At 45.4% G+C, this 25,990-nt stretch carries 22 protein-coding genes and 1 pseudogene; 4 read left to right on the top strand and 19 right to left on the bottom strand.

Features of this window, described 5'->3' with window-relative positions:
* Window positions 1-28: 28 nt before the first annotated feature.
* From MKX38_RS01775 to MKX38_RS01755, 5 genes and pseudogenes are all read right to left on the bottom strand, one after another.
* Window positions 29-1,654 carry an L-lactate permease gene (locus MKX38_RS01775; RefSeq protein ID WP_339188421.1) on the bottom strand — a complete coding sequence of 542 codons (1,626 nt, stop codon included), beginning with the start codon at window positions 1,652-1,654 and terminating at the stop codon, window positions 29-31.
* A 31-nt stretch (window positions 1,655-1,685) separates the two neighbouring features.
* Window positions 1,686-2,651, bottom strand: coding sequence for an L-lactate dehydrogenase (locus MKX38_RS01770; protein WP_339188418.1), 966 nt, complete (start codon window positions 2,649-2,651; stop codon window positions 1,686-1,688).
* A gap of 176 nt (window positions 2,652-2,827) precedes the next feature.
* Window positions 2,828-4,807 carry an alpha-amylase gene (gene amyE, locus MKX38_RS01765; RefSeq protein WP_339188416.1) on the bottom strand — a complete coding sequence of 660 codons (1,980 nt, stop codon included), beginning with the start codon at window positions 4,805-4,807 and terminating at the stop codon, window positions 2,828-2,830.
* Between the two features lie 148 nt (window positions 4,808-4,955).
* Window positions 4,956-5,557: pseudogene (locus MKX38_RS01760) on the bottom strand (DUF6773 family protein).
* A gap of 115 nt (window positions 5,558-5,672) precedes the next feature.
* The gene (locus MKX38_RS01755; RefSeq protein WP_003246402.1) at window positions 5,673-7,106 is read right to left on the bottom strand and encodes a YfcC family protein; all 1,434 of its coding nucleotides are present in this window, start codon (window positions 7,104-7,106) and stop codon (window positions 5,673-5,675) included.
* Window positions 7,107-7,255: 149 nt separating this feature from the next.
* Here MKX38_RS01755 and MKX38_RS01750 point away from each other — a divergent pair, with 149 nt between their 5' ends.
* Window positions 7,256-8,407 (top strand): M20 peptidase aminoacylase family protein, encoded by a 1,152-nt coding sequence (locus MKX38_RS01750; protein ID WP_029317212.1) that lies wholly within the window; start codon window positions 7,256-7,258, stop codon window positions 8,405-8,407.
* Between the two features lie 38 nt (window positions 8,408-8,445).
* Here the strand turns inward: MKX38_RS01750 and opuAC are convergent, their stop codons facing one another.
* Genes opuAC through opuAA form a run of 3 tightly spaced genes read right to left on the bottom strand, consistent with a single transcriptional unit; the run spans window position 8,446 to window position 11,433 of the window.
* Window positions 8,446-9,327: a glycine/proline betaine ABC transporter substrate-binding protein OpuAC gene (opuAC, locus tag MKX38_RS01745; RefSeq protein WP_024571579.1), complete on the bottom strand. Its 882-nt coding sequence runs from the start codon at window positions 9,325-9,327 to the stop codon at window positions 8,446-8,448.
* Window positions 9,327-10,175 carry a glycine/proline betaine ABC transporter permease subunit OpuAB gene (gene opuAB / locus MKX38_RS01740; protein WP_003234703.1) on the bottom strand — a complete coding sequence of 283 codons (849 nt, stop codon included), beginning with the start codon at window positions 10,173-10,175 and terminating at the stop codon, window positions 9,327-9,329. The genes opuAC and opuAB overlap by 1 nt, the downstream gene beginning before the upstream one ends.
* Before the next feature lies 1 nt (window position 10,176).
* Entirely contained in the window at window positions 10,177-11,433 is a 1,257-nt protein-coding gene (gene opuAA, locus MKX38_RS01735; protein ID WP_339188411.1) for a glycine/proline betaine ABC transporter ATP-binding protein OpuAA, read from the bottom strand.
* A 289-nt stretch (window positions 11,434-11,722) separates the two neighbouring features.
* Between opuAA and MKX38_RS01730 the strand changes: the two genes are divergently transcribed.
* Together MKX38_RS01730 and MKX38_RS01725 are read left to right on the top strand one after the other, a co-directional pair.
* Window positions 11,723-12,025: a metalloregulator ArsR/SmtB family transcription factor gene (locus MKX38_RS01730; RefSeq protein ID WP_339188409.1), complete on the top strand. Its 303-nt coding sequence runs from the start codon at window positions 11,723-11,725 to the stop codon at window positions 12,023-12,025.
* A gap of 68 nt (window positions 12,026-12,093) precedes the next feature.
* Complete coding sequence (locus MKX38_RS01725) at window positions 12,094-13,266, top strand: MFS transporter (protein ID WP_339188406.1); 1,173 nt, start codon at window positions 12,094-12,096, stop codon at window positions 13,264-13,266.
* 252 nt (window positions 13,267-13,518) lie between these two features.
* Here MKX38_RS01725 and niaP read toward each other — a convergent pair whose 3' ends face one another.
* The 7 genes from niaP to MKX38_RS01690 form a co-directional block, all read right to left on the bottom strand.
* Window positions 13,519-14,721, bottom strand: a complete 1,203-nt coding sequence (gene niaP, locus MKX38_RS01720; RefSeq protein WP_167407821.1) for a niacin permease NiaP — start codon at window positions 14,719-14,721, stop codon at window positions 13,519-13,521.
* Window positions 14,722-14,842: 121 nt separating this feature from the next.
* Window positions 14,843-15,934 carry a toxic anion resistance protein gene (locus tag MKX38_RS01715; protein WP_003234715.1) on the bottom strand — a complete coding sequence of 364 codons (1,092 nt, stop codon included), beginning with the start codon at window positions 15,932-15,934 and terminating at the stop codon, window positions 14,843-14,845.
* Between the two features lie 15 nt (window positions 15,935-15,949).
* The gene (locus MKX38_RS01710; protein WP_213380069.1) at window positions 15,950-17,563 is read right to left on the bottom strand and encodes a YceG family protein; all 1,614 of its coding nucleotides are present in this window, start codon (window positions 17,561-17,563) and stop codon (window positions 15,950-15,952) included.
* 83 nt (window positions 17,564-17,646) lie between these two features.
* The gene (locus tag MKX38_RS01705) at window positions 17,647-18,420 is read right to left on the bottom strand and encodes a TerC family protein (RefSeq protein ID WP_003234719.1); all 774 of its coding nucleotides are present in this window, start codon (window positions 18,418-18,420) and stop codon (window positions 17,647-17,649) included.
* 52 nt (window positions 18,421-18,472) lie between these two features.
* Window positions 18,473-19,051 carry a TerD family protein gene (locus MKX38_RS01700; protein ID WP_339188404.1) on the bottom strand — a complete coding sequence of 193 codons (579 nt, stop codon included), beginning with the start codon at window positions 19,049-19,051 and terminating at the stop codon, window positions 18,473-18,475.
* Window positions 19,052-19,085: 34 nt separating this feature from the next.
* Complete coding sequence (locus tag MKX38_RS01695) at window positions 19,086-19,667, bottom strand: TerD family protein (protein ID WP_003234723.1); 582 nt, start codon at window positions 19,665-19,667, stop codon at window positions 19,086-19,088.
* A gap of 21 nt (window positions 19,668-19,688) precedes the next feature.
* Complete coding sequence (locus MKX38_RS01690) at window positions 19,689-20,288, bottom strand: TerD family protein (RefSeq protein ID WP_042977278.1); 600 nt, start codon at window positions 20,286-20,288, stop codon at window positions 19,689-19,691.
* A 283-nt stretch (window positions 20,289-20,571) separates the two neighbouring features.
* Between MKX38_RS01690 and MKX38_RS01685 the strand changes: the two genes are divergently transcribed.
* A complete protein-coding gene (locus MKX38_RS01685; protein ID WP_339188401.1) occupies window positions 20,572-21,567 on the top strand; it encodes an LLM class flavin-dependent oxidoreductase in 996 nt (331 codons plus the stop codon).
* Between the two features lie 37 nt (window positions 21,568-21,604).
* On the opposite strand, the gene znuB is transcribed toward MKX38_RS01685, so the two are convergent.
* The 4 genes from znuB to MKX38_RS01665 all read right to left on the bottom strand — a co-directional run bounded on the left by znuB (window position 21,605) and on the right by MKX38_RS01665 (window position 25,987).
* Complete coding sequence (gene znuB / locus MKX38_RS01680) at window positions 21,605-22,447, bottom strand: zinc ABC transporter permease ZnuB (RefSeq protein ID WP_014478745.1); 843 nt, start codon at window positions 22,445-22,447, stop codon at window positions 21,605-21,607.
* Complete coding sequence (znuC, locus tag MKX38_RS01675) at window positions 22,405-23,100, bottom strand: zinc ABC transporter ATP-binding protein ZnuC (RefSeq protein WP_014475714.1); 696 nt, start codon at window positions 23,098-23,100, stop codon at window positions 22,405-22,407. Before znuC ends, znuB begins: the two co-directional genes overlap by 43 nt.
* A gap of 54 nt (window positions 23,101-23,154) precedes the next feature.
* Complete coding sequence (locus MKX38_RS01670; protein WP_003234733.1) at window positions 23,155-24,114, bottom strand: metal ABC transporter substrate-binding protein; 960 nt, start codon at window positions 24,112-24,114, stop codon at window positions 23,155-23,157.
* 187 nt (window positions 24,115-24,301) lie between these two features.
* The gene (locus tag MKX38_RS01665; RefSeq protein ID WP_080528888.1) at window positions 24,302-25,987 is read right to left on the bottom strand and encodes an alpha-glucosidase; all 1,686 of its coding nucleotides are present in this window, start codon (window positions 25,985-25,987) and stop codon (window positions 24,302-24,304) included.
* Window positions 25,988-25,990 lie beyond the last annotated feature (3 nt).

Here is a 25,990-nt window from a genome sequence, read left to right as displayed (position 1 = left end):
CATGCTGGGCATGTACTGCTTTTTTATATTACACTCCTAATCTTGCAAGAATAAACGTCCATATACAAATGATCAATAACAGAATCAGGCTGTACGCCACTGTCCTTTTAAACAGTTTAGATTCCTTGCCTGTTTGGCCGACCGCTGCGGCAGCGATGGCGATAGATTGAGGAGAAACAAGTTTCGCCATGACACCGCCCGCCGTATTTGCGGCTAACAGCAAGTCTGAACCCGCACCGATCTGCGCTCCCGTGACAACCTGCAAATGGCCGAACAAAGCATTATTGCTGACAACAGAACCGGTGATGAACACGCCAATCCAGCCGAGAACAGGACTGACAAACGGGAACAGGTCTCCTGTTTTCGCCAATGCTAACCCAATTGAAGAGCTGAGCCCTGCGAAGTTGGCCAGATTGGCAAACCCCATCACGAAGCAGATCGTGATAATCGGCACCCACAGCTCTTTTCCCGTCTCCTTCAAGGAAGCAAAGGCATCCCGATAAGAGAAATTTTTGCTGAACAGCCCTGTCACGATGACCGCCGCTAAAATCGCTGTTCCAGTCGCTGACAGCAGATCAACTTTAAAGATTGCATCTAACGGCATGGCAGATGGCGCAATCGGCGGCATTTTCATAATTTGCTGATGCAGAAAAGGCATTTTGAACAGGAGCGTTGATTGATATAACAGCCCGCCTTCTTGGAAAAGCGCTTTGAAGGCAGGAAGGCTCCAGATGGTGATCGCCGCAGTTAAAATGTAGAAAGGAGACCACGCTTTCACAATATCAGCAGCACGGTATGCCTTTTTCTCACCAGCATCGCCGGCCCCTTCCTCGCGGTAAATCTCTTTCGGCTGCCATTTGCGGAGGAAGAGGGCAAGCCCGCCCATGCTGAATAAGGCCGCCAAAATGTTTGCTAATTCCGGCCCGAGCACCGCCATTGTCAGTGTCTGAACCGCTGTATACCCACCGCTCACAACCAGAAGAGCGGGCCATGTCTGTTTGATTCCTTTCATTCGGTCTAATAAGAATACAAGCAGGAATGGTATTAAAAATGAGATCATCGGCAGTGTCCACATTAATGTCCGTGACAGCTCAAGAGCAGACAAATCACCAATCTGCGCCCCTGTGATGACAGGAATCCCGATCGCCCCAAAGGCTCCGGAGGCGGCGTTTGCAATCAAGCAGAGCGCTGCCGCTTTTAACGGTTTAAAACCAAGTTCGACGAGCAGCGCCGCACTAATCGCAATCGGAACACCAAAACCGGCCGCGCCTTCTAAAAACGCGTTAAAACAAAAACCAATTAATAATAGCTGTAATCGTTGGTCAGGCGAAATGCCGGCAATGCTGGACCGAATAATGGTAAATTTCCCGGTTTTCACTGCGATTTTATACAGCCACACCGCCATCAGGACGATGTAGCCAATGGGCCACAGCCCGCTCCCGATTCCTAACAAAACAGAAGAAATCGCTTTTTCAACCGGCATATGAAATGCCCAAACGGAGACGAAGAAACTGACGGCTAGGGTAAGAAATGCCGCAAGAATGCCTTTCATTTTCAAAACAGTTAAAGCCAAAAGAAAAAAGAGAATCGGAGTGAGCGCCACAAGTGCGCTCACATACTCGTTTCCAAACGGATCATACAACTGCTCCCACATTGACAATCAGCCCTTTACTCTAAAGTTGCGGTTAGTTGACTTTTTGTTCTGTAAAATGAGGTTTTAAAATGTTTTTAAGGACGCCGGCGCTGTGAAGGAACTGTTCTTTTTCTTTCTCATTTAAGTTCAGCTCAGTGATACCTGCGATCCCTCCGCGATTCACGACAGCCGGCACACCGATGTACACATCATCTGCACCATATTGCCCGTCCAAATATGTGCTGACAGTTAATATGCTGTTTTCATTATGAAGAATGGCTTTTGTAATGCGAGCAAGACTCATCGCAACTCCATAATAAGTCGCGCCTTTTTTCTCAATGATATGGTAAGCTGCGTTTTTCACATCATCTACAATTTGGTCCAGCTCCTCTTGTTTGTACGCATCGTTTTTCTCAACGAGTTCACTGACCGGCACACCGCCGACATTCGCGTGGCTCCAAACAGGAAGCTCTGTGTCGCCGTGCTCTCCGATAATATGCGCGTGCACGTTTTGAGGCGCTGCGCCAAAGTATTCGCTCAGCATGAAACGAAATCTCGCAGAATCTAGTGTTGTGCCGCTTCCGATCACCCGCTCTTTTGGCAGGCCGCTGAATTTCCATGTTGCGTAAGTCAGGATATCAACCGGATTTGTCGCGATTAAGAAAATACCGTCAAATCCGCTCGCCATGACTTCATTAACGATGCCTTTGAAAATCTTCAAGTTCTTTTCTACTAATTCAAGGCGTGTCTCACCAGGTTTTTGGTTTGCTCCGGCGCAAATGCAGACAATATCAGCATCCTTGCAGTCTTCATATGTTCCGTAAGATGTTTTGACCGGTTGTGGCGCAAACGCCTTTCCGTGGTTTAAATCCATCACATCGCCCATTGCTTTTTCTTTATTTACATCAATGACCACAAGCTCATCTGTGATCCCTTGGTTAATTAACGCAAATGCATAACTGCTTCCAACAAAACCCGCTCCGATTAAAGCTACTTTATTTACATGTTTGTTCATCATTAATCATCCTTCCAGGGTATGTTTCTCTTTGATGTCTTTTTGTTTGTGAAGTATTTCACATTTATATTGTGCAACACTTCACAAACTTTTGCAAGAGAAAAGTTTTGTCTGATTTATGAACAAAAAAGAAACCATCTATGATGGTTTCTTTCGGTAAGTCCCGTCTAGCCTTGCCCTCAATGGGGAAGAGAACCGCTTAAACCCGAGTCATTATATAAACCATTTTGCACGTAATCAAATCCAGGCTGATTCTGACCGGGCACTTGGGCGCTGCCATTATTAAAAATCACTTTGGCGTTGGTTGTATCCGTGTCCGCAGGCAGCGTCAGCGTGTAAATTCCATCTGCATTTTTAGTCATTGGTTTTCCAGGCCAAGATCCGGTCAATTCAATTACTCGGCTCCCATCATGTTTATAGATATAAGCATTTACCTGGCTCCAATGATTCGGATTTTGATAGCCGATGGTTTTGGCCGAAGCTGGATCTCTTTTAACAAAACTGTATTCCTCGGTCCTCGTTACACCATCACTGTTCGTTCCTTTTAACAGGATGGTGTATGTTTTGCCAAATGGATCTCCTTTTCCGATTGTGAATTGATCTCCATCCTTAAACGCCGTCTCTGGTCCATTATTGATTTGATAAACGGCCTTTGTTGTATTCGCATCTGCACGCAAGGTAATCGTCAGTTGATCATTGAAAGAATGTGTTACACCTGTTTTGTAATTCTCAAGGAAAACATGAGGCGCTTTTGCAATATCATCAGGATAAAGCACAGCTACAGACCTGGCATTGATCGTGCCTGTCAGTTTACCATCGTTCACTTGAAATGAACCCGCTCCAGCTTTATTGTCATACCTGCCATCAGGCAATTTTGTTGGCGTATTGATAGAAACAGAGGATGAACCTGCATTTGCCAGCACAACGCCATGTGAGCCGCGCTGATTCATAAATATCTGGTTGTTTCCATTTGGGTTCGAGAGTTCCTCAGGCTGTCCTACCATCACATTGTGAAATCTATTGACCGCAGTGATAGCCTGATCTTCAAATAAAGCACTCCCGCGATCGCCTATTTGGCTTTTCCCCGAGAATCTCACACCATTTCCGCCTCCCTCAGGCCTGGAAAAGAAAAGAGGCGTACTGCCTGAACGAGAAGCTATCACCGCCCAGCCTAAACGGATATCATCATCGCTCATCCATGTCGACTCTTCATCATCATTGGCATACGTATCATGCGACTCTACCCATGTCACTAGCTTGTCCGCAGACACATCAGATGCATAGTGGGAGATATTCGACACACCCAGATTACGATTCTTTAAAGCGGACCTTATGGAATGCCCATAGTTAGACGCTGTCACATTCATATAATTCGCATATGCAGCATCTCTTGAGGCACTATCCTGCAGGATTTCTCCGTATTGGAACTCTGCAGATGTATTTGTGATATTCGGCCAAAATTGACTGCCGTAACTCCCATCATCCGGAAGCTCTATATGTTTGGCGGCATCAAATCGAAAACCGTCTGCCCCGTCATTCAATGCCCTTTCTAAGAACCGTTTCAGATAGGACTGTACTTGTGTATTTTGTGTATTCCAGTCATACAGCCCGAGCAATGAATTCTGCGTGACATCCCATCGATCAGACCAGTTTTTAATTTGTGTGTTTCCATGTGTCCAGTTTGGAATACTCTTAACCTCATTGGAAATCGCGGCATAATCACTGGTGGTATGATTGATGACCGCGTCAACAATGACCTTTATGCCATATTCTTCAGCGGCTGCACACATTTCTTTAAATTCTTGTTCAGTACCTAAGTAACGGTTGCCAATTTGATACGATGTCGGCTGATACAGCCAGTACCAGTTCGACATGCTTTTATCTCCTTGATTCCCTTCCTTTACTTGGTTAATCGGAGATGTCTGAATGGCTGTATATCCTGCATCATGAATATCCTTCATATTGTGTTTTAACGTATTGAACGACCAATTCCATGCATGAAGAATGGTTCCGCTTTTGATCGACGGTGCTGTAAGCTCATTCGATTTGTTCGCCGTTTCAGCACTCGCAGCCGCCGGTCCTGCCAGAACCAAATGAAACAGCAATAAAAATCCAGCGAATAACGGCAGTAAAGAGGTTTTGAATCGTTTTGCAAACATTCTTGACACTCCTTATTTGATTTTTTGAAGACTTACTTCGGAGTCAAAAATCCCTCTTACTTCATTCTTCCGCTTCCTCCTTTCAAACCGATGTGAAGACTGGAGAATTTTGTTAACGCTTACATTTAAAATTATCACAATCACTCTATCAAAACAACTTGGCAGAGTGAATACAAATCAATGTTCCTATAAAAAAAGCTGCCCGAAACTGTGAACGCTTCCCTCGCTTTCCAAACAAAAAAAGAAACCATCTATTTTTTAAGATGATTTCTTTTTTATTTCTTCTTTTACCGCTCTTCTGTAAGCCAGCTTCACAATCACATACCGAAGCAGAAACAGAACGCCGCCGCAGACGCTAAAAAGAAGAATCATTTTCAGCCAAGCGAAGAATGTATGGGGAATCCCCCTGTCGTACATCGTAAGCACCACTACCGCAAAGGCGACCGCAATTGATTCTATTCGCTGCTGCTTCACCCGTTTTTGCAGTTCTTCTTTGGTGTCTATTCTCGGCATGAGCATTCCGGATGCCGCAGCCCTGATGCAGTAATATAAGATAATGATGAACAAAAACACAAGGCTTGCAGCCCATTCTTTAAACGGAAATTCAAACATAATGCCGCGGATGATCACATCAAGCAGCGCAAATGCTCCCGCTATCATCCCAATCTCCGACCAGATTTTTTGTTCTTTTTCTTTTACTCTCTTATTTTTCCCATTCACGCCTGAAAGTCTATTACGCAGATTATTCATGACCTTCCTCCCGCACTTTTACGAATGGCTTATGGCTTACATGTTACAATAACAGCCTGCGCTTCTGCAATGAATAACTCAAAAGCCCGCCGTACAAGCCGGCGGGCAGCAATCGTTAAAACGGCCCCCAATTGATCATGACGCCGATCACGATAAAGACAAGCCCGATCAAGAACCAAATCAGAGCAAGCGGCACCATAAACCGCAGCCACTTGACATACGGAATACCGCTGGCGGCAAGCACCGCCATGAGAACGCCGGATGTCGGGTTCACACAGTTGACGACCCCTTCTCCAAGCATAACCGCTTCAACCGCAACCTGTCTCGTGATTCCCATCAAATCAGCGAGCGGCGCCAGGATTGGAATAAATACAACGGCTTCGCCAGAACCTGAAGAGATGAGAAAATGAAGCAGCGCACTGGCGATATACATGCCGATTGCCCCAGCAATCGGGCTGAATCCATCCAAAAGTGAAGCCAAAGCATTGACGACAGTATCGAGAAGCTTTCCATTTTCAAGGATAACGGAAATGCTTCGTGCCATCCCGACAATCAGCGCCCCGTATACAAGACTTTGGCAGCCCGTAATGAAGGTTTTGGCAATATCGTTCGCCGCAAGCCCGCCTATTAAACCGGCAAGGACAGAAATAAAAATAAATGTCGCAGCCATTTGGGAATCTGACCAGCCAAGCTTCAAAGCGCCGTATAAAAATCCGACAAGTGAGAGTCCCGCCACAGCCAAAATCAGCTTATGGCGAACGGTAAACGGCACTGACTGATCTTCTTCTTTACCGGCTTCGCCCATTCCTGCCGCAGGGAACCAATCTGTTCCTAACACACTGGCATCTTTTGATTTTTTTAATTTTCTCGTATACAAATAGATATAAATAATAGAAGACAGCAAAAAGCATATGTATATCACAACTCGCAGGCCGATTCCTGAGAAAAGAGGGAGCTCCGCGATTGATTGTGATAAACCGAGCGGTGACGGTGATAATATGGTGGAGTTAAATCCAGCGTAGCAGCCGATGTATATAACAGCGGCTCCCGCGACTGCGTCCCATTTTAAGGATCGTGCCACAATGAGGCCGATGGGGATAAAACCGATAACTGAATTCACGACAATCCCGGTTGTTCCGAGAATGGAGAACAATGCGCCGACAATACAAATAAATAATAATTGCTTTGTGCGGAATTTGCTGATGACATTGTAAATCAGGCCATTGATGGCACCCGTTTTTTCTAGAATAGCAATGGTGCCGCCTGTGAATAAAATCAGAAAGATGATGGGTGCTGATCCAACCATTCCATCCTGTAGAGAAGTAAAAAAGCTGATCAAGCTGACCGGAGACTGTTCAATTGAATGATAGCTTCCCGGAACAGCGGTCGTGACATCCCCCTTTGTCACGCGGTCAAATTCACCTGCCGGCACAATATATGAAGCGATTGCGCAAATGAAAGCAATCATAAATAAGAGGACATAGGCGTCAGGCATTTTAAATGTCATACGTTTTTTCTTAGGCTGTGTTTCGGCTGCTGGCATACTCATATTTCGATCCATCCCCTCTATTTGAAAATATTAATTATTCTGAATAGTAGCAATATGTGCTATATTATATACAGCCTCTCTTCCTGTTTCAATATAAATAAAGTAAAGAAGGTAAAAATTCATTCTGATAGAAGGAGGTATTTCTTACCATGCAAAAGCTTTCAGAAGACATGAAACAAACCATTATGGACATCTTCGAGCATCTGCACGCGAACCCTGAAGTCAGCTGGAAGGAATATGAGACAACTTCATTTTTGAAACAAAAGCTTGAGGATTTAGGGTGCCGGACGCGCACGTTTTCAGACTGCACCGGGGTTGTCGGCGAAATCGGCTCAGGCTCACCTGTTGTAGCGGTACGCGCTGATATTGACGCGCTGTGGCAGGAGGTTAACGGCACATTTCGCGCCAACCATTCCTGCGGACACGATTCACATATGACAATGGCATTGGGCACGTTAATGCTGCTCAAAAAACAACCTGAGCTTCCGAAGGGCACAATCCGTTTTATCTTTCAGCCGGCAGAAGAAAAAGGCGGCGGCGCCTTGAAAATGATAGAAGAAGGCGTGCTTGATGATATCGACTATTTGTATGGCGTTCACGTCCGTCCGATCCAGGAAACACAGAACGGCCGCTGCGCTCCGTCTATTCTGCACGGATCAAGCCAGCACATTGAGGGAACGATCATCGGGGAAGAGGCTCATGGCGCCCGTCCGCACCTCGGGAAAAACAGCATTGAAATTGCGGCATTTCTTGTACATAAGCTCGGACTCATTCATATTGACCCGCAAATCCCGCATACCGTCAAAATGACAAAACTTCAAGCCGGCGGTGAAAGCTCTAACATCATTCCAGGAAAAGCATCGTTCAGCCTTGATTTGCGCGCACAGACCAATGAAGCCATGGAGGCGTTAATCGCCGAAACAGAAAGAGCCTGTGAAGCGGCCGCCGCTGCATTCGGCGCAAAAATCGAGCTGCAAAAAGAACACAGCCTTCCTGCGGCAACACAAAACAAAGAAGCTGAAGCGATCATGGCAGAAGCCATTACAGATATCATCGGGGCTGAGCGGCTTGATGACCCGCTTGTCACTACCGGCGGAGAGGATTTCCATTTTTACGCCGTGAAGGTGCCGAATCTGAAAACAACGATGCTCGGACTAGGCTGCGGGCTCCAGCCGGGGCTCCATCATCCGCACATGACCTTTGACAGAAATGCGATGTTCAACGGCATTCACATTTTAGCGAATGCCGTGCTCAAAACATTTCAGAAGGCGGAATCACTTGCTGCCGCTAACGCTTCTTAACGCAAAAAAAGCAGCCTGGCTACAGGCTGCTTTCTTCATTACTTCTTCAAATCTTCAATTGAGTTGACGTTTTTCATATATTGAGGAACAACAAGCCCCATCTTCACACCAGTCATACTGGTGCCAATATCGTCATATTTGCCTTTATATTTAGCGGCGTATGCTTTATGGGTATTCGGCAGCCATGCGGAAAGTGATGCATCCGCACTTCCCGTCGCAATTGCAGTCCACATCGGCCCAGCCTCTACCTGAGTAAGTGTTACCTCATAGCCCAAGTCTTCTAAGACTTTGCCTATGACGTTTGTACTTGCAATCTCACTGTCCCACGCCACATAGGCAAGGTTGATTTTGTCTCCCTTCACCTTTTGAACGCCTTTTGTCCATTCGGCAATCTGATCCTTGTGTTTATTGACGTACTCAGCAGCAACTTTGGCTGGTTTCTCGCCTTCTTCCACCTTGATCATGATTTCGCCCATTTCGTCTTGCGTCCATTTAAACTGGCTCAGAAGCTTTGCGGCATTCGGCTGTTCTTTGCTGAAGCCTTTGCGTGTGATCGTATGGATTTCCTCTGCGCTGCCATAAGATTGTTTCGGATCATCGAGATATTTCAGCTTATATCTAGAGAACATCCAGTGCGGTGTCCATCCTGTAATGATAATCGGTTTCTTACGGTCGTATGACTTTTTAAGCGTAGCGGTCATCGCAGCACTTGACGCTGAAATCAATGTCCAGTCATTCAGGTCATAATCCTTCATCGCTTTGTCAGTCAGGGACATAATCCCTGAACCGGGGTCAATCCCGATGATGGTCTTATTCACCTGTTCTGCTGCGGATGCATTTTTATCGTTTTCTGAACCGCAAGCCGCAAGTGAGAGCGCCAGCATGGCGGAAACGCCGATGCCGATGATTTTTTTAAGCATCAGGCATTCCCCCTGCTTTTCTTCTTCACTTTAATATTTTGAGTAATACGGTCCAGCGTAATGGCAACGATAACGATGGCGATACCGGCCTCTACTCCGACCCCGGTTTTCAGCTGTGTAACGGCACTGTATACTTCAGAACCAAGTCCCGGTGCACCGACCATTGCGGCGATAACAACCATTGATAACGCAAGCATGATGCTCTGGTTAATTCCGGCCAAAATCGTTTTTGTCGCAAGCGGAAGCTGAACTTTAAACAAACGCTGAGCTGTTGTAGAACCGAATGCCTCAGTCGCTTCAATCAAATCCGCCGGCACTTGTTTAATACCGAGAACAGTCATGCGGATTGTCGGCGGCATCGCGAAGATAACAGATGCAACAACACCCGGCACAACACCGATGTTAAAGAAGAAAATCGCCGGCAATAGATATACGAAAGCAGGCATTGTCTGCATTAAATCAAGAATTGGCGTTACAATACGGCGAACCGTTTCTTTCTGAGACGCCCAAATTCCGATCGGAACCCCGACCACAATCGAAATAATCACAGATGTCAAAACAAGCGCCAATGTTTGCAGCATTGGGTCCCAATATCCTAAATAATCGATCAGGAGGAATCCAATCAACGTAAATAACGCAATTCCCCTTGTACTGATCCACCAAGCAAGTGCGGCGAAAATAATCGTTAACAAAATAGATGGAATAAATCCAAGACCGGTGACAATTCCATTTACAAAAGCGGCCAATCCGTTTGCAATTCCGTCGAAGAATCCGCCAAACGTCATCGTAATCCAGTCAACAAAACGGTCAATGATATCTGCTAAAGGTATTCTAGGCAGTCTATCCATCTTACTTCACCTCCTGTACAGAAGGATCTTGTGTTTGTTCGCCAGTGCCTTCAGCATTGATATACTCGTTATTGCCGGCAAGTGCGCCAATCAGCGCGCCTCTTACGACAATTCCTTTCATTCTTTGCTTGTCATCCACAACCGCAATTGGAATATTCGCATCGGACACAACGTCAAAAATCTCAGTCAGATACGTATTCTCTGGTACAGTCGTAAATTCTGTATTCAAGATGTCTTGAAGTGACAAATCAGACTCAGCCGCTTTTTTCGCATCAGACGCATAGATAACACCTAACAATTTCTTTTGTTTATCCACTGCATAAATTGAAGAAATTCCAAGGTTTTTCATCAGTGTCAATGCTACGCGAGGCCCTTTATCAATCCGCACTGTTTCAGCGCGTTTCATAATGTGGCCTGCTGTGAGGACTTTAGACAAATCAACATCTTCGACGAATTTCTCAACATATTCGTTAGATGGATTCATCAGGATTTCTTCAGGCGTGCCGATTTGAACGATATTGCCGTCCTTCATTAGGACAATTCTGTCGCCGATCCGCAACGCTTCGTCCAGGTCATGCGTAATAAAGATAATTGTTTTTCCGACATTATCGTGAAGATCAAGAAGCTCATCCTGCATATCTTTACGAATCAGTGGATCAAGCGCACTGAACGCTTCGTCCATCAGAAGGATGTCCGGATCATTTGTCAACGCGCGGGCAAGGCCGACACGCTGCTGCATCCCGCCGGAAAGCTGGTCTGGATATTGGTGTTCAAATCCTTCGAGCCCGACGAGCTTAAGAGACTCAAGCGCTTTTTGCTGCCGCTCTTGTTTGTCTACACCTTGAAGTTCCAGTCCGTATTCTGTGTTTTCAAGTATCGTTCTGTGCGGGAACAGAGCGAACTTTTGGAAGACCATGCTGATTTTTTTCCGGCGGACTTCCCGGAGCTGGTCTTTAGACATATTTGTTATCATGTCACCATCAATGTAAATATTTCCGGCAGTCGGTTCAATAAGCCGGTTTAACATCCGTACTAAAGTTGATTTACCGCTCCCTGATAGACCCATGATGACAAATATCTCACCATCATATACTTCAAAATCTGCCTGATTAACCCCAACGGTTGATCCGGTTGCTTTCAGGATCTCTTTTTTTGTCTTTCCGTTGGCAAGCATTTGAACTGCCTTCTTTGTTTGTTTCCCAAAAATCTTAGAGACTTTCTCGACTTTTATCTTAATTGGTTTCTCATCTACACTCATATTTTCCCTCCATATTAAGCAATCTTTATTACCGTAACATTTATGTAACTTCCCACACAAACAGCATATTCTCTTTTATTCTGTACCATTTCTTTATAAACATCCATGTGACCACATGATCTTATTTATGCTTCTAAATGCTCTGTAATCCTCCTATATGATTGTATTTTACGGGTGATTTTTCGCCTATCTTTAGTTGAAAACGCTTTTATTGGAATTGAATTCCTTCTTCCTCTTATGACTTCCTGCTCCTTTACTGGAAAAATAAGTTGCTTTTTCAACATCAATTATGTATTATAGTTTCATGACTATGAAACAATCAGATGATCAAATCAGAGCGCAAATTTTTAAAGCACTGTCTGATGAATCAAGGCTTGCCATTATTCGTACGCTTTATGTCAGCGGAAAAGAACTCAGCTGCGGTGAAGTAGGTGAAAAGTGCAATATTGTCAAAACCACGGCATCTTATCATTTTAAAACGCTGCGTGAAGCGGGATTGACGTCAACCCGGAAAGATTCGCGGACAAAATACGTCAGTCTGCGTGAAGACACCTTTCACACATACCTGCCTGGCTTTTTGGAAACCCTCTAACAAAGGGTTTTCTCTATACATATTTGTTTCATAGTTTCAAAGTTATAAAACAATAGGAGTGATAAAATTTGAATCGCATTTGGCTTTTCTTCAGTGTCATGTTTGTCATTGGCACGGATACCTTTTTGCTTTCGCCGCTTCTCCCCCTTTTACAGAATCAGTTTCATGTCTCTACTGATTTGTCAGGCTGGATGGTCAGTGCTTATGCACTCGGTTATGCGCTCTTCGCTTTCATTGCAGGCCCAATCTCAGACCGGCTGAACAGGAAAACAGTCATGCTGTGGGGACTTGCAGGCTTTATCGTATCCACGTTTTTATGCGGCATCGCTCCCTCTTTTGCCGCCATGTGCCTGTTCCGTTTTGCCGCAGGCGTTAGCGCTGCGTTTGTGACGCCTCAAATTTGGGCGTCCATCCCAGTCATTGTCCGGCCTTCTCAGATCATAAAAGGCATGGGGATTGCGACAGCAGGTTTGGCCGCTTCACAAATGCTCGGACTTCCTATTGGAGGGTTTCTCGCTTCCTTTACATGGCATACGCCATTTTTCGTTTTGTCAGCGTGCTCGCTTATTCTTCTATTGATCCTGGCGGCGGTCATGCCTGGCATCCGGCCTTCTGAACCATTGGCGCGCCCATCAATTGTCAACCCCTATCGGGAGCTTTTTTCATTGCCGAAAATATCGGTCATTCTGCTTGCCTATTTTCTGTTTCAAACCGGAAACTTCGCATCGTTCAGCTTTCTGGGTACTTGGCTTTCCGCGGATTATCATTTAACCGTGTCACAAATTGGCGCAGCTATGCTTGTACTCGGACTGGGAAATATGCTCGGGAGCCTTATCGGCAGCCGGGTTTCAGAAAAGCTGGGCATGTTTAAAACACTGATCAGCGGGATGCTGCTAATGGGCGCTCTCTATTTCGCTCTTCCGTTCTTTCCAAACTTGTTTTTAGTAGAAGCCGGCTTTTTTCTCACGTTCTTTACAGCTGGCATCATCTTTCCGTTAATGATGGGTGTCTTTCAATCCATTGCACCAAATGCGCGAGGAACCATCGCTTCCCTTTCCAATGCCGCTATGTATGCCGGAACCACTGTCGGTACAAGTATTGCAGGTTTTTTATATCAAAGCACACAGCATTTCGGAGCTGTCACAGGATTTACTGCCATTCTGTTCATACTTTCTATGACGCTCTACCAGACAATCAGTAAAACCGGGAAACGCCAATCCACAGCCCGGGCGCAATTGTAAAAAAGCACCTCATTCAAGAGGTGCCTCAGATTGTTGACAAAATCTTTTCAGCGTGATTGAAAACCCTTGAAGTCTAGGAAGGACGAGCATAGGAGCGGACATTCACAGGATGTGATGACGACGGCGTTTAGGCAGGACGCCTGAGAATTTAGCCGTTGATCCACTTCGCATTGAGCACCGAAGCGCAGTCCTGACAACGAATGCGAGGGTTTGTCGACACGCTGAAAGCACCTCTTTCAAGAGGTGCTTTTCCTATTCTAGCTCAGTTTGTTTCGTTTCTGTCCCCATAATCAAAATACAAGCAACCGCGAGTAAGATTGCAATGCAAAAGATTGAAAAGATGACCGAAAATGAAATATGACGGGCTGCCAGAGTTCCGACGAGCAAAGGCCCGAAGATGCCGCCGATTCTTCCAAACGCTGCTGTCGTTCCTGAACCTGTTGCTCGAATCGCAGTCGGGTATTGCTCCGGGGTATAAGCATACAGCACGCCCCATGCACCGAGATTGAAAAACGATAACAGCATTCCAGCCGTAAGCAGAAGACTTAAGGAATCCGCCGTTCCGAAGAAATAGGCGCTTCCTGCTGTGCCAATCAAGTAAATGACGAGTATCCACTTCCGGCCCGCTTTTTCAATCAGCCATGCGGCAGAGAAATAGCCCGGTAGCTGAGCAAGCGTCATCAGCAGGACATATTCAAAGCTTTGAATCATGCTGAAGCCTTTCAGCAGCATGACACTCGGGAGCCATAGGAACATGCCGTAATAAGAAAACACCACACAGAACCAAACGAGCGACAGCATCACGGTCGGCCGTATATACTGTCTTGCCCAGACGCTTTTTACATTCTCCCACACCGACCTCTTTTTGGCAGAAAGCGATTCATATTTCGGCGAATCAGGCAGACTCGTCCGCAGGTACAGCGCATAAAAAGCAGTCAGCGCAGTTAACAGAAGTGCAGCCTGCCAGCCGAAGCTTGGTATCACAAAGTAAGAAATCAAGGCCGCTGCGAGCCAGCCCACGGCCCAAAAGCTTTCCAAAAGCACAATCACTCTGCCCCGCTTTTCAGGCACAACCGCTTCCGAAACGAGTGTTGAAGCGACTGGAAGCTCGCCGCCAAGTCCCATACCAATCACGAAACGAAGGATTAGAAATGCCGATAAACTTGTCACAAAAGCGGAAATGCCGCTTCCGATGGAAAAGCATAAAAGGGTGATGATAAACACTTTTTTGCGGCCGATTCGATCAGCAAGCAAACCAAACAAAAACGCACCCGCAGCCATGCCGATGGAATTGACGCTTCCGATCCATTTCATTTCTTCGGGCGACAGATTCCACTCTACATGGAGCGCGGCGATAATAAACGATAATATTCCGACATCCATTGCATCAAACAGCCACCCCAAACCGGCGACGCCCAGCAGTTTACGCTGGGATATAGGCTGTTGTTTTCCCATTGCCAACACCTCTGATATGCAAAATGATTACCGTTTAAGTTTACACCTGTCTTTACACATTGTCATTAACTAAATGATGTAATTGAAATACCCCGCTTATGTTCCACAAGCGGGGTTTTTATTATTGCTGCAATGCTGCTTTTTTAATATTATCCTGAAGCTGGGCAATTCGTCTCGCGCCGTCTTCGCGGAGGCGCTTGTTTTCTTCTTCGATTTGTTTTGTTTCCTGCATGCCGCTGACAATCGTGTTCCAAGACGATTCAATCGTTTCAATATCTATGCTCGGTCTGCCGGCCATTCTCGCAATTTCAACACTTTGGCTCGAGATGTTTTCAGCATTTCGTTTCAGCATCTCGTTTGTCCGGCGGTCAAGCTCGCTCATGGAATCAGCCACAAGCTTTTGCCGCTTTACCGTAACAGCCTGAATAATGCCGTTTTTGAAAATCGGAATGGTAATGATAAACGCGGAGTTGATTTTCCCGATCAGCTTTGCATTTCCTCGCTGCAGGAGACGGATTTGAGGTGCAGTTTGAAGCGCCACCATCCGTGCCATGTCCAGATCATACACCCGTTCCTCAAGCGCCTGAATGCCGTTGCGCAACGTATCGAGCTGCATTTGCGCCAGCTGGTTCCCGCTTGCCGCTTTTTCCTCATATGAAGGAAGGATCGACTGCATCTCTTCCAGTTTCATCTGCCCGGCAACGACGTATTTTTCAAGCTCCATATAGTATTTGATATTGTTTTCATACATTTCATCGAGCGTGTAGTTCGTCTTCGTCATCTCATCTTTGTATTTAGAAATCTCAACGTGGATTTTTTCAATCTCTCCGCCAAGTGTCTGATACTTTTTAAAGATTTTTTCAATCATGCTGCCGCCGCGTTTGAAAATCTTCGCCATTAATCCCTTTGGCTCATCAAAATCATTTTTGTCGAAGCGGTCCATGATTTTCCCAAGCTGAGTCAGCATTGTGCCGGAGTCTGTCACGCTTGTTGTTTTCATCATCCCTAAGATGCGGTCAGAGAACTTGGATATTTCAACGGCCGGCTCCTTGCCGTACTCAAGCAGCTCCATTTGGTTTTTGACGTCAATTTGTTGAGCAAGCCGCTTCACTTCTGGTTCCTGACGGAGCTGAAGACGGATATCGTCAGCTTTTTGCTGGGAAATCTCTTCATTTTTATCGAGAACAAGCGGATTTTGATTTTCTGTTGTCATGCTTTTCTTCTCTCCTTATTTTTGGGTAATAGTTCTGAAGAGCCTTTTCACAAGCGAAGGCTCTTTGTAGTCCTGCTGAAACACCATGTCATCCAGCCAGTGGATATCATACTGATCCTCTTCAATAAACTGCTCAATATCTTGGTGTCCGGGCGGATTATAAATGATGATATCGATTCCGATTTCATTCAGGAACAGCAGGGCGGCAGCATCCGAACGCGTGAGTCCGCCGCTCATTTCCGTATGATATAAAACAAGTTTCGGAACGGTTTGCGCATAGTCGAACATTTGAATCAATTTCAGCAGATTAGCAGGCAGGTTTGTTGTTTGTTTAAACAAATAGATTTGAACATCCTTGACTTGTTCCTGATGCAAAGCCTTAAGCCGCGGGTGCCTGCACATTCTCGAAATCGTTTTGGCAATGGCAGTCTGAACGCCTGCCGGCAGCTGTTTGTACTGCCACACATTGCTTGCCATCAGCTTGTCCGGATCAATGTTCCCTTCTTGATCAAGTGCGTGGCTGTAGTGAAATTGATAGTTCGACTTTATTTCTTCTGTAAATGGAAAGCTTCTTACCATTTCTGTTTCCTGATAATCCGCTAGAGTATGAAGCCTGTTCCAATATTCCTTATTGTCTTTCGACACGCCCATAATTTTGGCGAATACATTCGGAATCTCAATGGAATTTTTATCTGCTTTGAAATTCGGCCGAATAAAGGCGCGTTCTTTCGTGATTAAAAACAATTCATCATAGGTCGTTTTCAGCGTAACGGACACCGGTGTGTGATCTCTGAACTGCCACGGCTTATACAGCATGGATTCCTCGTGATTCAGCACATGTTCAATTTCCTTTGTTGAGCGGTAAGCCACTGTTGATTTCCGGTCTGGTTTTTCTTTCGGAAACGGCTGAAGCTCCGAAACATCCGGGAGCTTTTCCGTAAAACTGAGATCCTGCTTCGGATCGACAAGCGCCAGCTGATCGGTTCCCGCCGGATGGAACAGTAGTACATCACAGCCGACTAGCATCAGATAATATAAGAAATAGAGCTGGCTTTTCGTCGCATCTCCATACCAAACAACCTTCGGCATCTCCCGCTCTATATCGGTTTTTTCCAGCCAAGGGTTCAGATGGTTTAAGGAAAACTTCGAGACATCAAGCAGCACTCTGCGAAAATCAGGATGATTCAGCCCCTTTTCATGACTGTCCGCAAAGGTATGTAAAAGCGTCATCAACGCTTTTCTTAAATGGCGGTGCATCAAGGGATTTGAGTGCTTCGCAATCAGCTTTTCCCCGTCCAGAAAGGCAACAAAGCGGCTGACTGACAGCCCTTTTTCTTTCTGATTGATGGAATGAATATGCTGAAGCTTTTGAAATGTTTCCGGTTCGATTGTTTTATCAAGCGTTTCACTCAAAATCGTTATGCGGTCGTTTACAGACAGCTCATACAGCTCGTTATAGTAGTCCGTCTCATCAATAGGCGTGCCCAATATCTGTCCGGCAAGACGAGAAAAAGAAAGGCCTTGTGCAGTTTCATAGTGATCCCGCTCCGGCAATGGCTGAAACAGCAGGCTTTTCCAATCGCCATCAGCCGGAAGTGCTTTATGAATGGTTAGTTCTTCTTGTCTCATCATATCCTCCTTTCCGGTTTGTCATTGAACGATATTTCGGTAACAAAAAAGGAAGGACATTGAACCTCCCTCCTTGTTTTGTTTTATTCTTCTTTTGAAGCGGCTGTTTGTTCGCGCACCTGCTTTTGTTTATTGATGTAGTGAATGATCAATGTTACCGCAAATGCAGCGATAATGATGATGAAGAATACAGAGTGCGGCATTTCGTAATGGAAAGCGCTCCCCGCCATTTTCAGCGCGATAATGCCGATTAAGACGAATGCTGTGTTTTCCAGCTCAGGAATTTTATCAATCAGCACAAGGAACACTTTTGCCACTGTACGCATCATTAAAATACCAAGCATACCGCCGATCAGAAGCACCCATACTTTTTCAGATACTGCAAACGCGGCCAGGATGCTGTCCACAGAGAAGGCAAGATCCATTAATTCTACTGAAATGACAGTCGCCCAGAAGATCCCAAACGTGCGGACCATCCAAGAGTTTTTCTTGATGCCGTCCGCTTCCTCTTCTTTTTCGCCAATCCAGAAGTGCTTAATGACGAGCCAAGCCAGGTAAAGCGCGCCAAGCACCTTGATCCACCAGAATTTAATGAGAAGCATACCGAGCCCGATGAAAATAAACCTGAAAATATAAGCTCCAAACAAACCATACGTTAACGCTTTTTTCCGCTGTTTTTCCGGCAGGTGTTTAACCATGACCGCAAGAACAAGCGCGTTATCGGCCGATAAAAGGCCTTCCAGAACAACAAGGGAACCGATCAAACCCCAGGAAACAGGATCAGTCAGAACTTCCCCCCACATTTTCCAATCGAAAAATGAAGCATACGTAGACAAAATATGATGTAAAAAGTCCAAGTTTTTTCCTCCTATTAATTTGAAACGGTGACTTCTCTATTTGGTCACTCGCTTACACTTGCAAACCGTAATTCCGGCACAATGCAGCCAGCCCGCCGGAAAATCCGCTGCCGATCGCATTGAATTTCCACTCGCCGCCGTGTCTGTAAAGCTCACAAACGACAACAGCTGTTTCAATGGAGAAGTCTTCTCCCAAATCGAAGCGAAGAAGCTCATTCTGCGTTTCTTCATCCACAACGCGGACAAATGCATTGGAAACTTGTCCAAAGTTTTGGCTGCGTGCTTCAGCGTCGTGAATGGTCACTGTGATGCCGATTTTCTCAATGTGAGCAGGGATTTTTGAGAAATCAACGATAATCTGCTCATCATCTCCGTCGCCCTCACCCGTGCGGTTGTCACCCGTATGGATGACACCGCCGCTCGGATGTTCAAGGTTATTATAGAAGACGAAATCGAGATCATTTACGCAGTTATCATGCGCATCAACTAAAAAGGCCGAAGCATCCAGGTCAAAATCGTGTCCGCCGGAGTACTTGTTTGTATCCCAGCCTAAGCCGATCATCGCTTTAGTCAGTCCCGGATTTGTTTTTGTTAAATCAATGCGCTGTCCTTTTGATAATTGAATGGCCATACTGCCTCTCTCCTTTCTGCTCTTCGTATTTGTCTTAACCGACTTGCAAACCGTAGTCTGTTGCAATGCGGGCAAGGCCGCCTTGGTAGCCTGAGCCGATTGCTGAGAATTTCCACTCGCCGTTATGTCTGTAAAGCTCCCCTGCAATGATTGCCGTTTCAATAGAGAAATCTTCTGCAAGATCGTAACGGATGAGCTCTTCATTTGTTTCTTCATTTACGATGCGGACAAACGCGTTTGATACTTGTCCAAAGTTTTGGCTGCGCGCTTCTGCATCGTGAATGGTAATAACAAATGAGATTTTATCAATGTTTGCCGGTACAGCGCTGAGATTTACTTTTACATTCTCATCGTCGCCTTCGCCAGCACCAGTCAGGTTGTCGCCTGAATGAACGACTGAACCGTTGCCGCCTTCAAGCTGGTTGTAGAAAATAAAGTCGTTTGGTGACGCGCATTTGCCTGCGGCGTCTAACAGAAACACACTTGAGTCAAGATCAAAGTCGTGTCCGCCGTCATACTTGTTCGTATCCCAACCTAAACCGACAACAACCTTTGAAAGACCCGGATTTGTTTTTGTTAAATCTACTTTTTGTCCTTTTGCCAATGAAATTGTCATGTTTCATCCACTCCTTTTCTTTTATACATATCGGCTGATAATATCTTCTAATCTCGTATCGTTTGTGCCTTCACCGATCGCCGCAAACTTCCACTCACTGCCGCTGCGGTAGATTTCTGCTGTAATCAGGCTTGTTCTGCCGGCGTAATTGTCTCTCAAATTGTACTTGAGCATTTCCTCGTGATTAGATTGATCAACTACGCGGATAAACGCATTTTGAATCATGCCAAAATCTTGTTTTCTTCTGACACAATCGTAAATGTTCACTACAAATACAAGCTTATCAATGTTTGCAGGCACTTTATCTAAATCTATCATAATTTGCTCGTCATCGCCTGCACCGTCACCCGTCAGGTTGTCGCCTGTATGCTGTACACCGCCGCAGCGGCTTTTCAGGTTGCCGAAATAAATCAGGTTTTTCTTATCGGTGAATTTTCCGTTTTCCAGCATCAGCACTGAAGCGTCACAGTCGATATTCGGACCGCCTCCGCCAAGCAGTTTGCTGAAGAATCCTCCGCCTGAGGACACTGGGTCCCAGCCGAGACCGACCATCAATTTTGACAGACCGGCTTTTCCTTTTGTTAAATCAATTCGTTGACCTTTTTCTAAAGAAATTGCCACACGATTCACTCCTACTCATCAAAATGTGAAGATAGTCACATTTATTTTTACGCTCACAAGGAAAATAAGCCGTAAATTACTAATATATACGTTTGTTATTATATCAAAGTTTCGTAAAAGTTAAGAATAATTGACGAAAAACCTCGAAAAAAAACTTCCATATTTGATATATGATTTGCAAATGCTATAAAGTGCGCTTCTTAAACAAACCATTTGACGCGGGCAAGTCATTTTGCCTATTCTTGTGTCACCATCTAAAAACAGACAGAAAGGAAGCGGCCTTTTGATTCATTTAAGCATACTTGATCAGGCACCTGTTTCTAAAGGAGAAAGCCCTGTGACAACTCTCCAGCATTCGGTTGAGCTTGCCCAATTAAGCGAACAGTGGGGCTATAAGCGTTATTGGTTTGCCGAGCATCACAGCACGAAAGGACTGGCAAGCACAGCGCCTGAAATCATGATCGCCCGCATCGCAGCACAGACAAACACCATTCGTGTCGGATCAGGCGGCGTGCTTCTGCCCCAATACAGCCCATTTAAAGTGGCTGAAACCTTTCGCCAGCTTGAAGCCCTGTATCCAAACCGGATTGACCTCGGCGTCGGTCGCTCCCCCGGCGGCACGACAAAAACCAGACTTGCATTAACGGACGGGGTGAAAAAAAGCTTAACCGAATTTAACAGACAGCTGCAGGATGTCTCTTATTTTCTAACAGATTCCCTTCCTCCCGACCATCCGTATGCCGGAATCAAAGCGGCGCCCCTTATTGGCACGGCACCCGAGCTATGGGTGCTTGGTCTTGGTGAAAACAGCGCAAGACGCGCGGCGCACCAGGGGATTGGATATGTGTTTGGGCATTTCATTAATCCCGAGCGAGGAGAAAATGCATTCCGCATCTACCGGGAAAGCTTTCGGCCCTCAGCCCATTTTTCGAATCCATCCGCACTTTTTACGATTTTTGTCATTTGCGCGAAAACAGATGAAGAGGCAGAAGAACTCGCATTAAGCCAGGATTTGTGGCTTCTTCGCGTCGGAAAAGGCTTGGACAGCCGCGTGCCAAGCATCGAGGAGGCTAAAGCCCATCCCTATACAGCGTCCGATAAAAAACTCATAGAAGAAAACAGAAAGCGGATGGTGATCGGTTCTCCAACCACTGTCAAACAACAGCTGTTAGACCTCACAGGCCGCTATGAAACAAATGAAATCATGGTTCTGTGCAATGTGTTTAATTTTGAGGCGAAAAAAGAATCGTATGAGCGCCTTGCTGGATTGGTTCTATAAAAAAAGCAGTTTTCCCTAGGGAAAACTGCTTTTCATGTTATCGGTGCCTTTTTTTGCGCTGAGCTTCTTTTTTGATAAACGTCCAAACTCCCTGAACTGCAAATCCGATTAATAGCAAAACAATCAATAGCAGGGTAATAGACGGACCTGGCGGCGTCCCGAGCTGATAGGATGATGTCAGTCCCGTAAATACGCTGAATAACGAAATGAGTATGGCTGTAATGAAAACCATGTTAAAGCCTTTTGCAATTCTGATGGCGAATGCTGCCGGCAATACGAGCAGGGCTGATACAAGAAGGACCCCGATGATCGGAATAATGACTGAAATCGCAAGGCCTGTGACAATACTGAATGACAACGAGAGAACGTTTGTATTGATTCCCGATGTTTTGGCTGTTGCTTCATCAAACGTCAGCAGGTAGAGCGGCCTTCTCAGTACGATAAAATAAAGCAGGATCAGCAGTGTGATAATACTGATAATATAGACCTGCTGCTGGTTTACTGTCACAAGCGATCCAAATAGGTATTGATCGATGCTCATATTGGCTGTGCCTTTGGAAAGGCTGATTAAAAACATCGCGAAGGACAAACCAGCTGCCATTAAGATGGCAATGGACACTTCTGAATAAGTCCGATACGCCCGCCGCATGTATTCAATTCCGATCGCGCCAATGGTCACGACGACTATGCTTGCTGCGGTTATATTGGTGCTGAGAAAAAAGCCGATGGCAACACCTGACAATGAGATATGTGAAAGTGTGTCAGCCATTAAGGCCTGTCTTCTGAGAACGAGATACACTCCTAGTATCGGAGCCATAACGGCGATCATGCCGCCTGCTAGAAAAGCTCGTCGCATGAATTCCAAGTCAAACATTTCCATCCGCCTTTTTCTCCTCTCTCTAATCGAATCACTTTATCTAAAAATTGCTGTACTTCGTTTTGTTCGTGAGTAACCATCACAACTGTGCGGTTGTGATTTTTCACAAGGTGATGCATAAATTCGTAAAATCCTTTTCTGCTGTCGTAATCAACAGCTGTCGTCGGTTCGTCCAGCATCAGCAGATCCGGGTTGCTGGCGAGCATTCTGGCGATACAGATTTTCTGTTTCTGTCCGCCTGATAAATCACCGATTTTACGATGACGGAGCTCCCACATTTCCACCATTTTCAGTGCTTTTTCTACTTCAAGATGATCTTCTTCATTTAAACGTTTAAACCATTTCCCTTTTGTATAGCGGCCTGACTGAACAAGCTCCAGCACCGTGCTCGGAAAGCCGGCATTAAATGAAGAAATTTGCTGCGGGACGTACCCTATGGTCAGGCGTTTCCCTTCTGTATTCCTTTTACTGATCGTCACTGTGCCTTCCCACGGTTTCAGCATGCCGAGCATTACCTTTATGAGCGTCGATTTAGAGGCGCCGTTTGGTCCAGTGATGCCGACGAACTCACCGCTTTCAATATCAAGTGATACTTTATCTAAAACAGGCGTATGGGAATAGCCGAAAACGATATCTTTCAATGAGACGAGATTCATGTTAATCTTCCTTTCTCACAAAGAAATAGTGTGCACCCTCCGGCGCACACTATCTTATGATTTAACCAATAGTGAATCTTTCAGGGCATCGAGGTTTTGTTTCATAATGTCGATATACCCTAAACCTTTATCCTGTTCTTCTTTGCTCAAGCCTTCCAATGTATTCAGCACTTCTGTCTTCGCGCCGATTTCACTGGCGAGCGTATCTGCGACCTTTGAGGATGCAATTTCTTCAAAGTAAATGACTTTTACATTATGTTCTTTGGCATATGTTTTCAGCTTTGCCAAGCTGGCTGCACTCGGTTCTTGGTCAGGTGACAGCCCTGCAATCGGAACCTGCTTCAAGCCGTATTCTTTTGCCAGATAGCCAAAAGCTGTATGCTGCGTGATAAATTCTTTTTTCTCCGCTTTTTTTGCGGTTGTACGATATAGTTTATCAAGATCCTGCAGTTTTGCAATATATTCTTTACTATTTTTCTCATAGTATTCTTTGTTATCCGGGTCCTGCTTCACGATTTGAGCCGTAATATTTTTAACTTCCTTCTGTGCCAGAACAGGGCTGAGCCATACGTGAGGATCCATTGCATGACTGTGCTCATGCTCCCCATGATCATGCTCTTCGTGTTCTTCTTCAGAGCCTTCCATTAAATCAATACCTTTGCTTGCATTAACGAAAACGGCATGGCCTTGGCCCATGCTTTTTTCAGCTGACGGAACCCATGTCTCCATGTATTCACTATTATAAACGAACAAATCAGCATCCTGAATGTTAGCAATGTCTTTCGGCGTCGGTTCCCAATCATGCGGTTCAACGGAAGATGGGATTAACAGATCCACATCGCCTTTGTCTTTTACAATTTGTTTTGTGAATTCATACATCGGGTAGAACGTTGTGACAACGTGCAGTTTATCACCCTTTGAATCCGCCGACCCTTTTGTTGATGAGTTGCCGCATGCTGCAACCAATAAAAAGCACGCTGCAATCACAAACAAACCGCTCCATTTTTTAAACATATCGTATATCCCCTCTTTTTCAGTAACTTTAAATCAAAATGATAACGATTTTGTAATCCTATATCATAATAAACCGAAGTCATTACGTTTTGCAAGAATAAATTTCATTTTCATTTATTCTTCCCGCCTGCAGAGCGAATATATGTACTAAAAAAACCCGGCTAAAAATGCCGGGCTACTTCAATCATTAGTTTGTTTTGTCCAGAAGATAGACCCTGCTCTCATAAGGCCGGAACACCATTTCGTCATCAAGATCATCGTTGTTATAATTGCTGAGAAGCAGTGAGGCCTGAGCTTTGCCGCAGTTCTTAGGCCACTGAAAAACAGCCTGCTCTTTTGAAAAATTATTGACCGACAAAAGCTGTTGTTTACTGTTTTCTCTCATGTATACAAACAACTGCGGATCGTCCGGAAGCAAAAGATCAAAGCTCCCTTTCATGAGGTCAGCGTACTGCTTTCTCAGGCTGATCAGCTTTTTGTAATAGTTTAAGACAGAATCAGGATCTCCCTGCGCTTCCTCCACATTGATTGCGGTGAAGTTCGGATTGACCTTCAGCCAAGGCGTGCCGTCAGTAAATCCGGCATTTTTGCCGCTGTTCCACTGCATCGGGGTCCGGGCGTGATCCCGGCTTTTGGCTAAGATCGATCTCATCACATCATTTGGATCATAGCCTTTTTCAAACACCCGTTTATGATACATATTGATCGTTTGGATATCTTTGTAGTCTTCAATCCGGGTGAACGGCGCGTTTGTCATCCCGATTTCTTCTCCCTGATAAATATACGGCGTGCCCTTCATAAAATAAATTACGGCTGCCAGCATTTTCGCTGATGCTTTGCGGTATTCCCCATCGTCTCCGAATCTGGACACAATCCGGGGCTGGTCGTGGTTGCACCAAAACAATGTATTCCAGCCTTGATGTTCAAGCTTCTTTTGCCATTTTGTCAAAACCGATTTTAAATCAGAAAGCTCAAGGGGCTTCAAATCCCAATGTTCTTTTCCGGGCTGCTGATCAAGCTCCATATGCTGAAAGTGAAAAATCATATTCAGCTCATGCTTATCTGTTCCCGTATATTTCAAGCCTTCTTCCGGTGTGACACTGCCGACCTCTCCGACAGACATGACATCATAATGAGAAAACACTTCATCTGTGATTTCTTTTAAATAGTCATGGATTCGTTCGCCATTTGGCTGAAAGGGCTTCGGCTCTGCCTGCTGATTGATATAGTCCTCATACGAAGGAAGATATTCTTTCTTAGAAATGAGATGGAGCTGATCAATTCGCAAACCGTCGACCCCTTTATCGAGCCAAAATTTCATCATGTCATACACCGCCCGGCGAACTTCGGGATTTTCCCAGTTTAAATCAGCTTGTTTGACGGCATTCATATGGAGATAGTATTCTCCGGTGTGCTCTTCGTATTGCCAGACCGGGCATCCATAGTTTGAGAGCCAGTCCGTCGGCGGGCCGTTCTTTGTGCCGGGACGCCAATAATAATAGCTACGGTATTTGCTGTTTTTGTCCAGCTCCGCTTCTTTAAACCACGGATGCTCGACCGAGGTGTGATTTAACACAAAGTCCATCACCAGCTTTAATCCCCGCTGATGCACCTGGTCCAGCAGCTCGTGAAAATCGTCCATTGTTCCGTAAGAATCCATAATCGCCTTATGGTTTGTCACATCATAGCCGTAATCAACATTCGGAGAAGGATAGATCGGGCAAATCCAAATCACATCTGCCCCGAGCTCCTTTATGTAGTCAAGACGGGAAATAATCCCCCGCAAGTCCCCAATTCCGTCTCCATTGCTGTCCTGAAAGCTTCTCGGGTAAATTTGGTACACCACTGCATCCTTCCACCAGTCTGTTTTCATCCC

It is taken from the genome of Bacillus sp. FSL M8-0025, assembly GCF_037975475.1.
GTDB lineage: Bacteria > Bacillota > Bacilli > Bacillales > Bacillaceae > Bacillus > Bacillus subtilis.
This window is presented reverse-complemented; position numbering and strand designations above follow the sequence as displayed.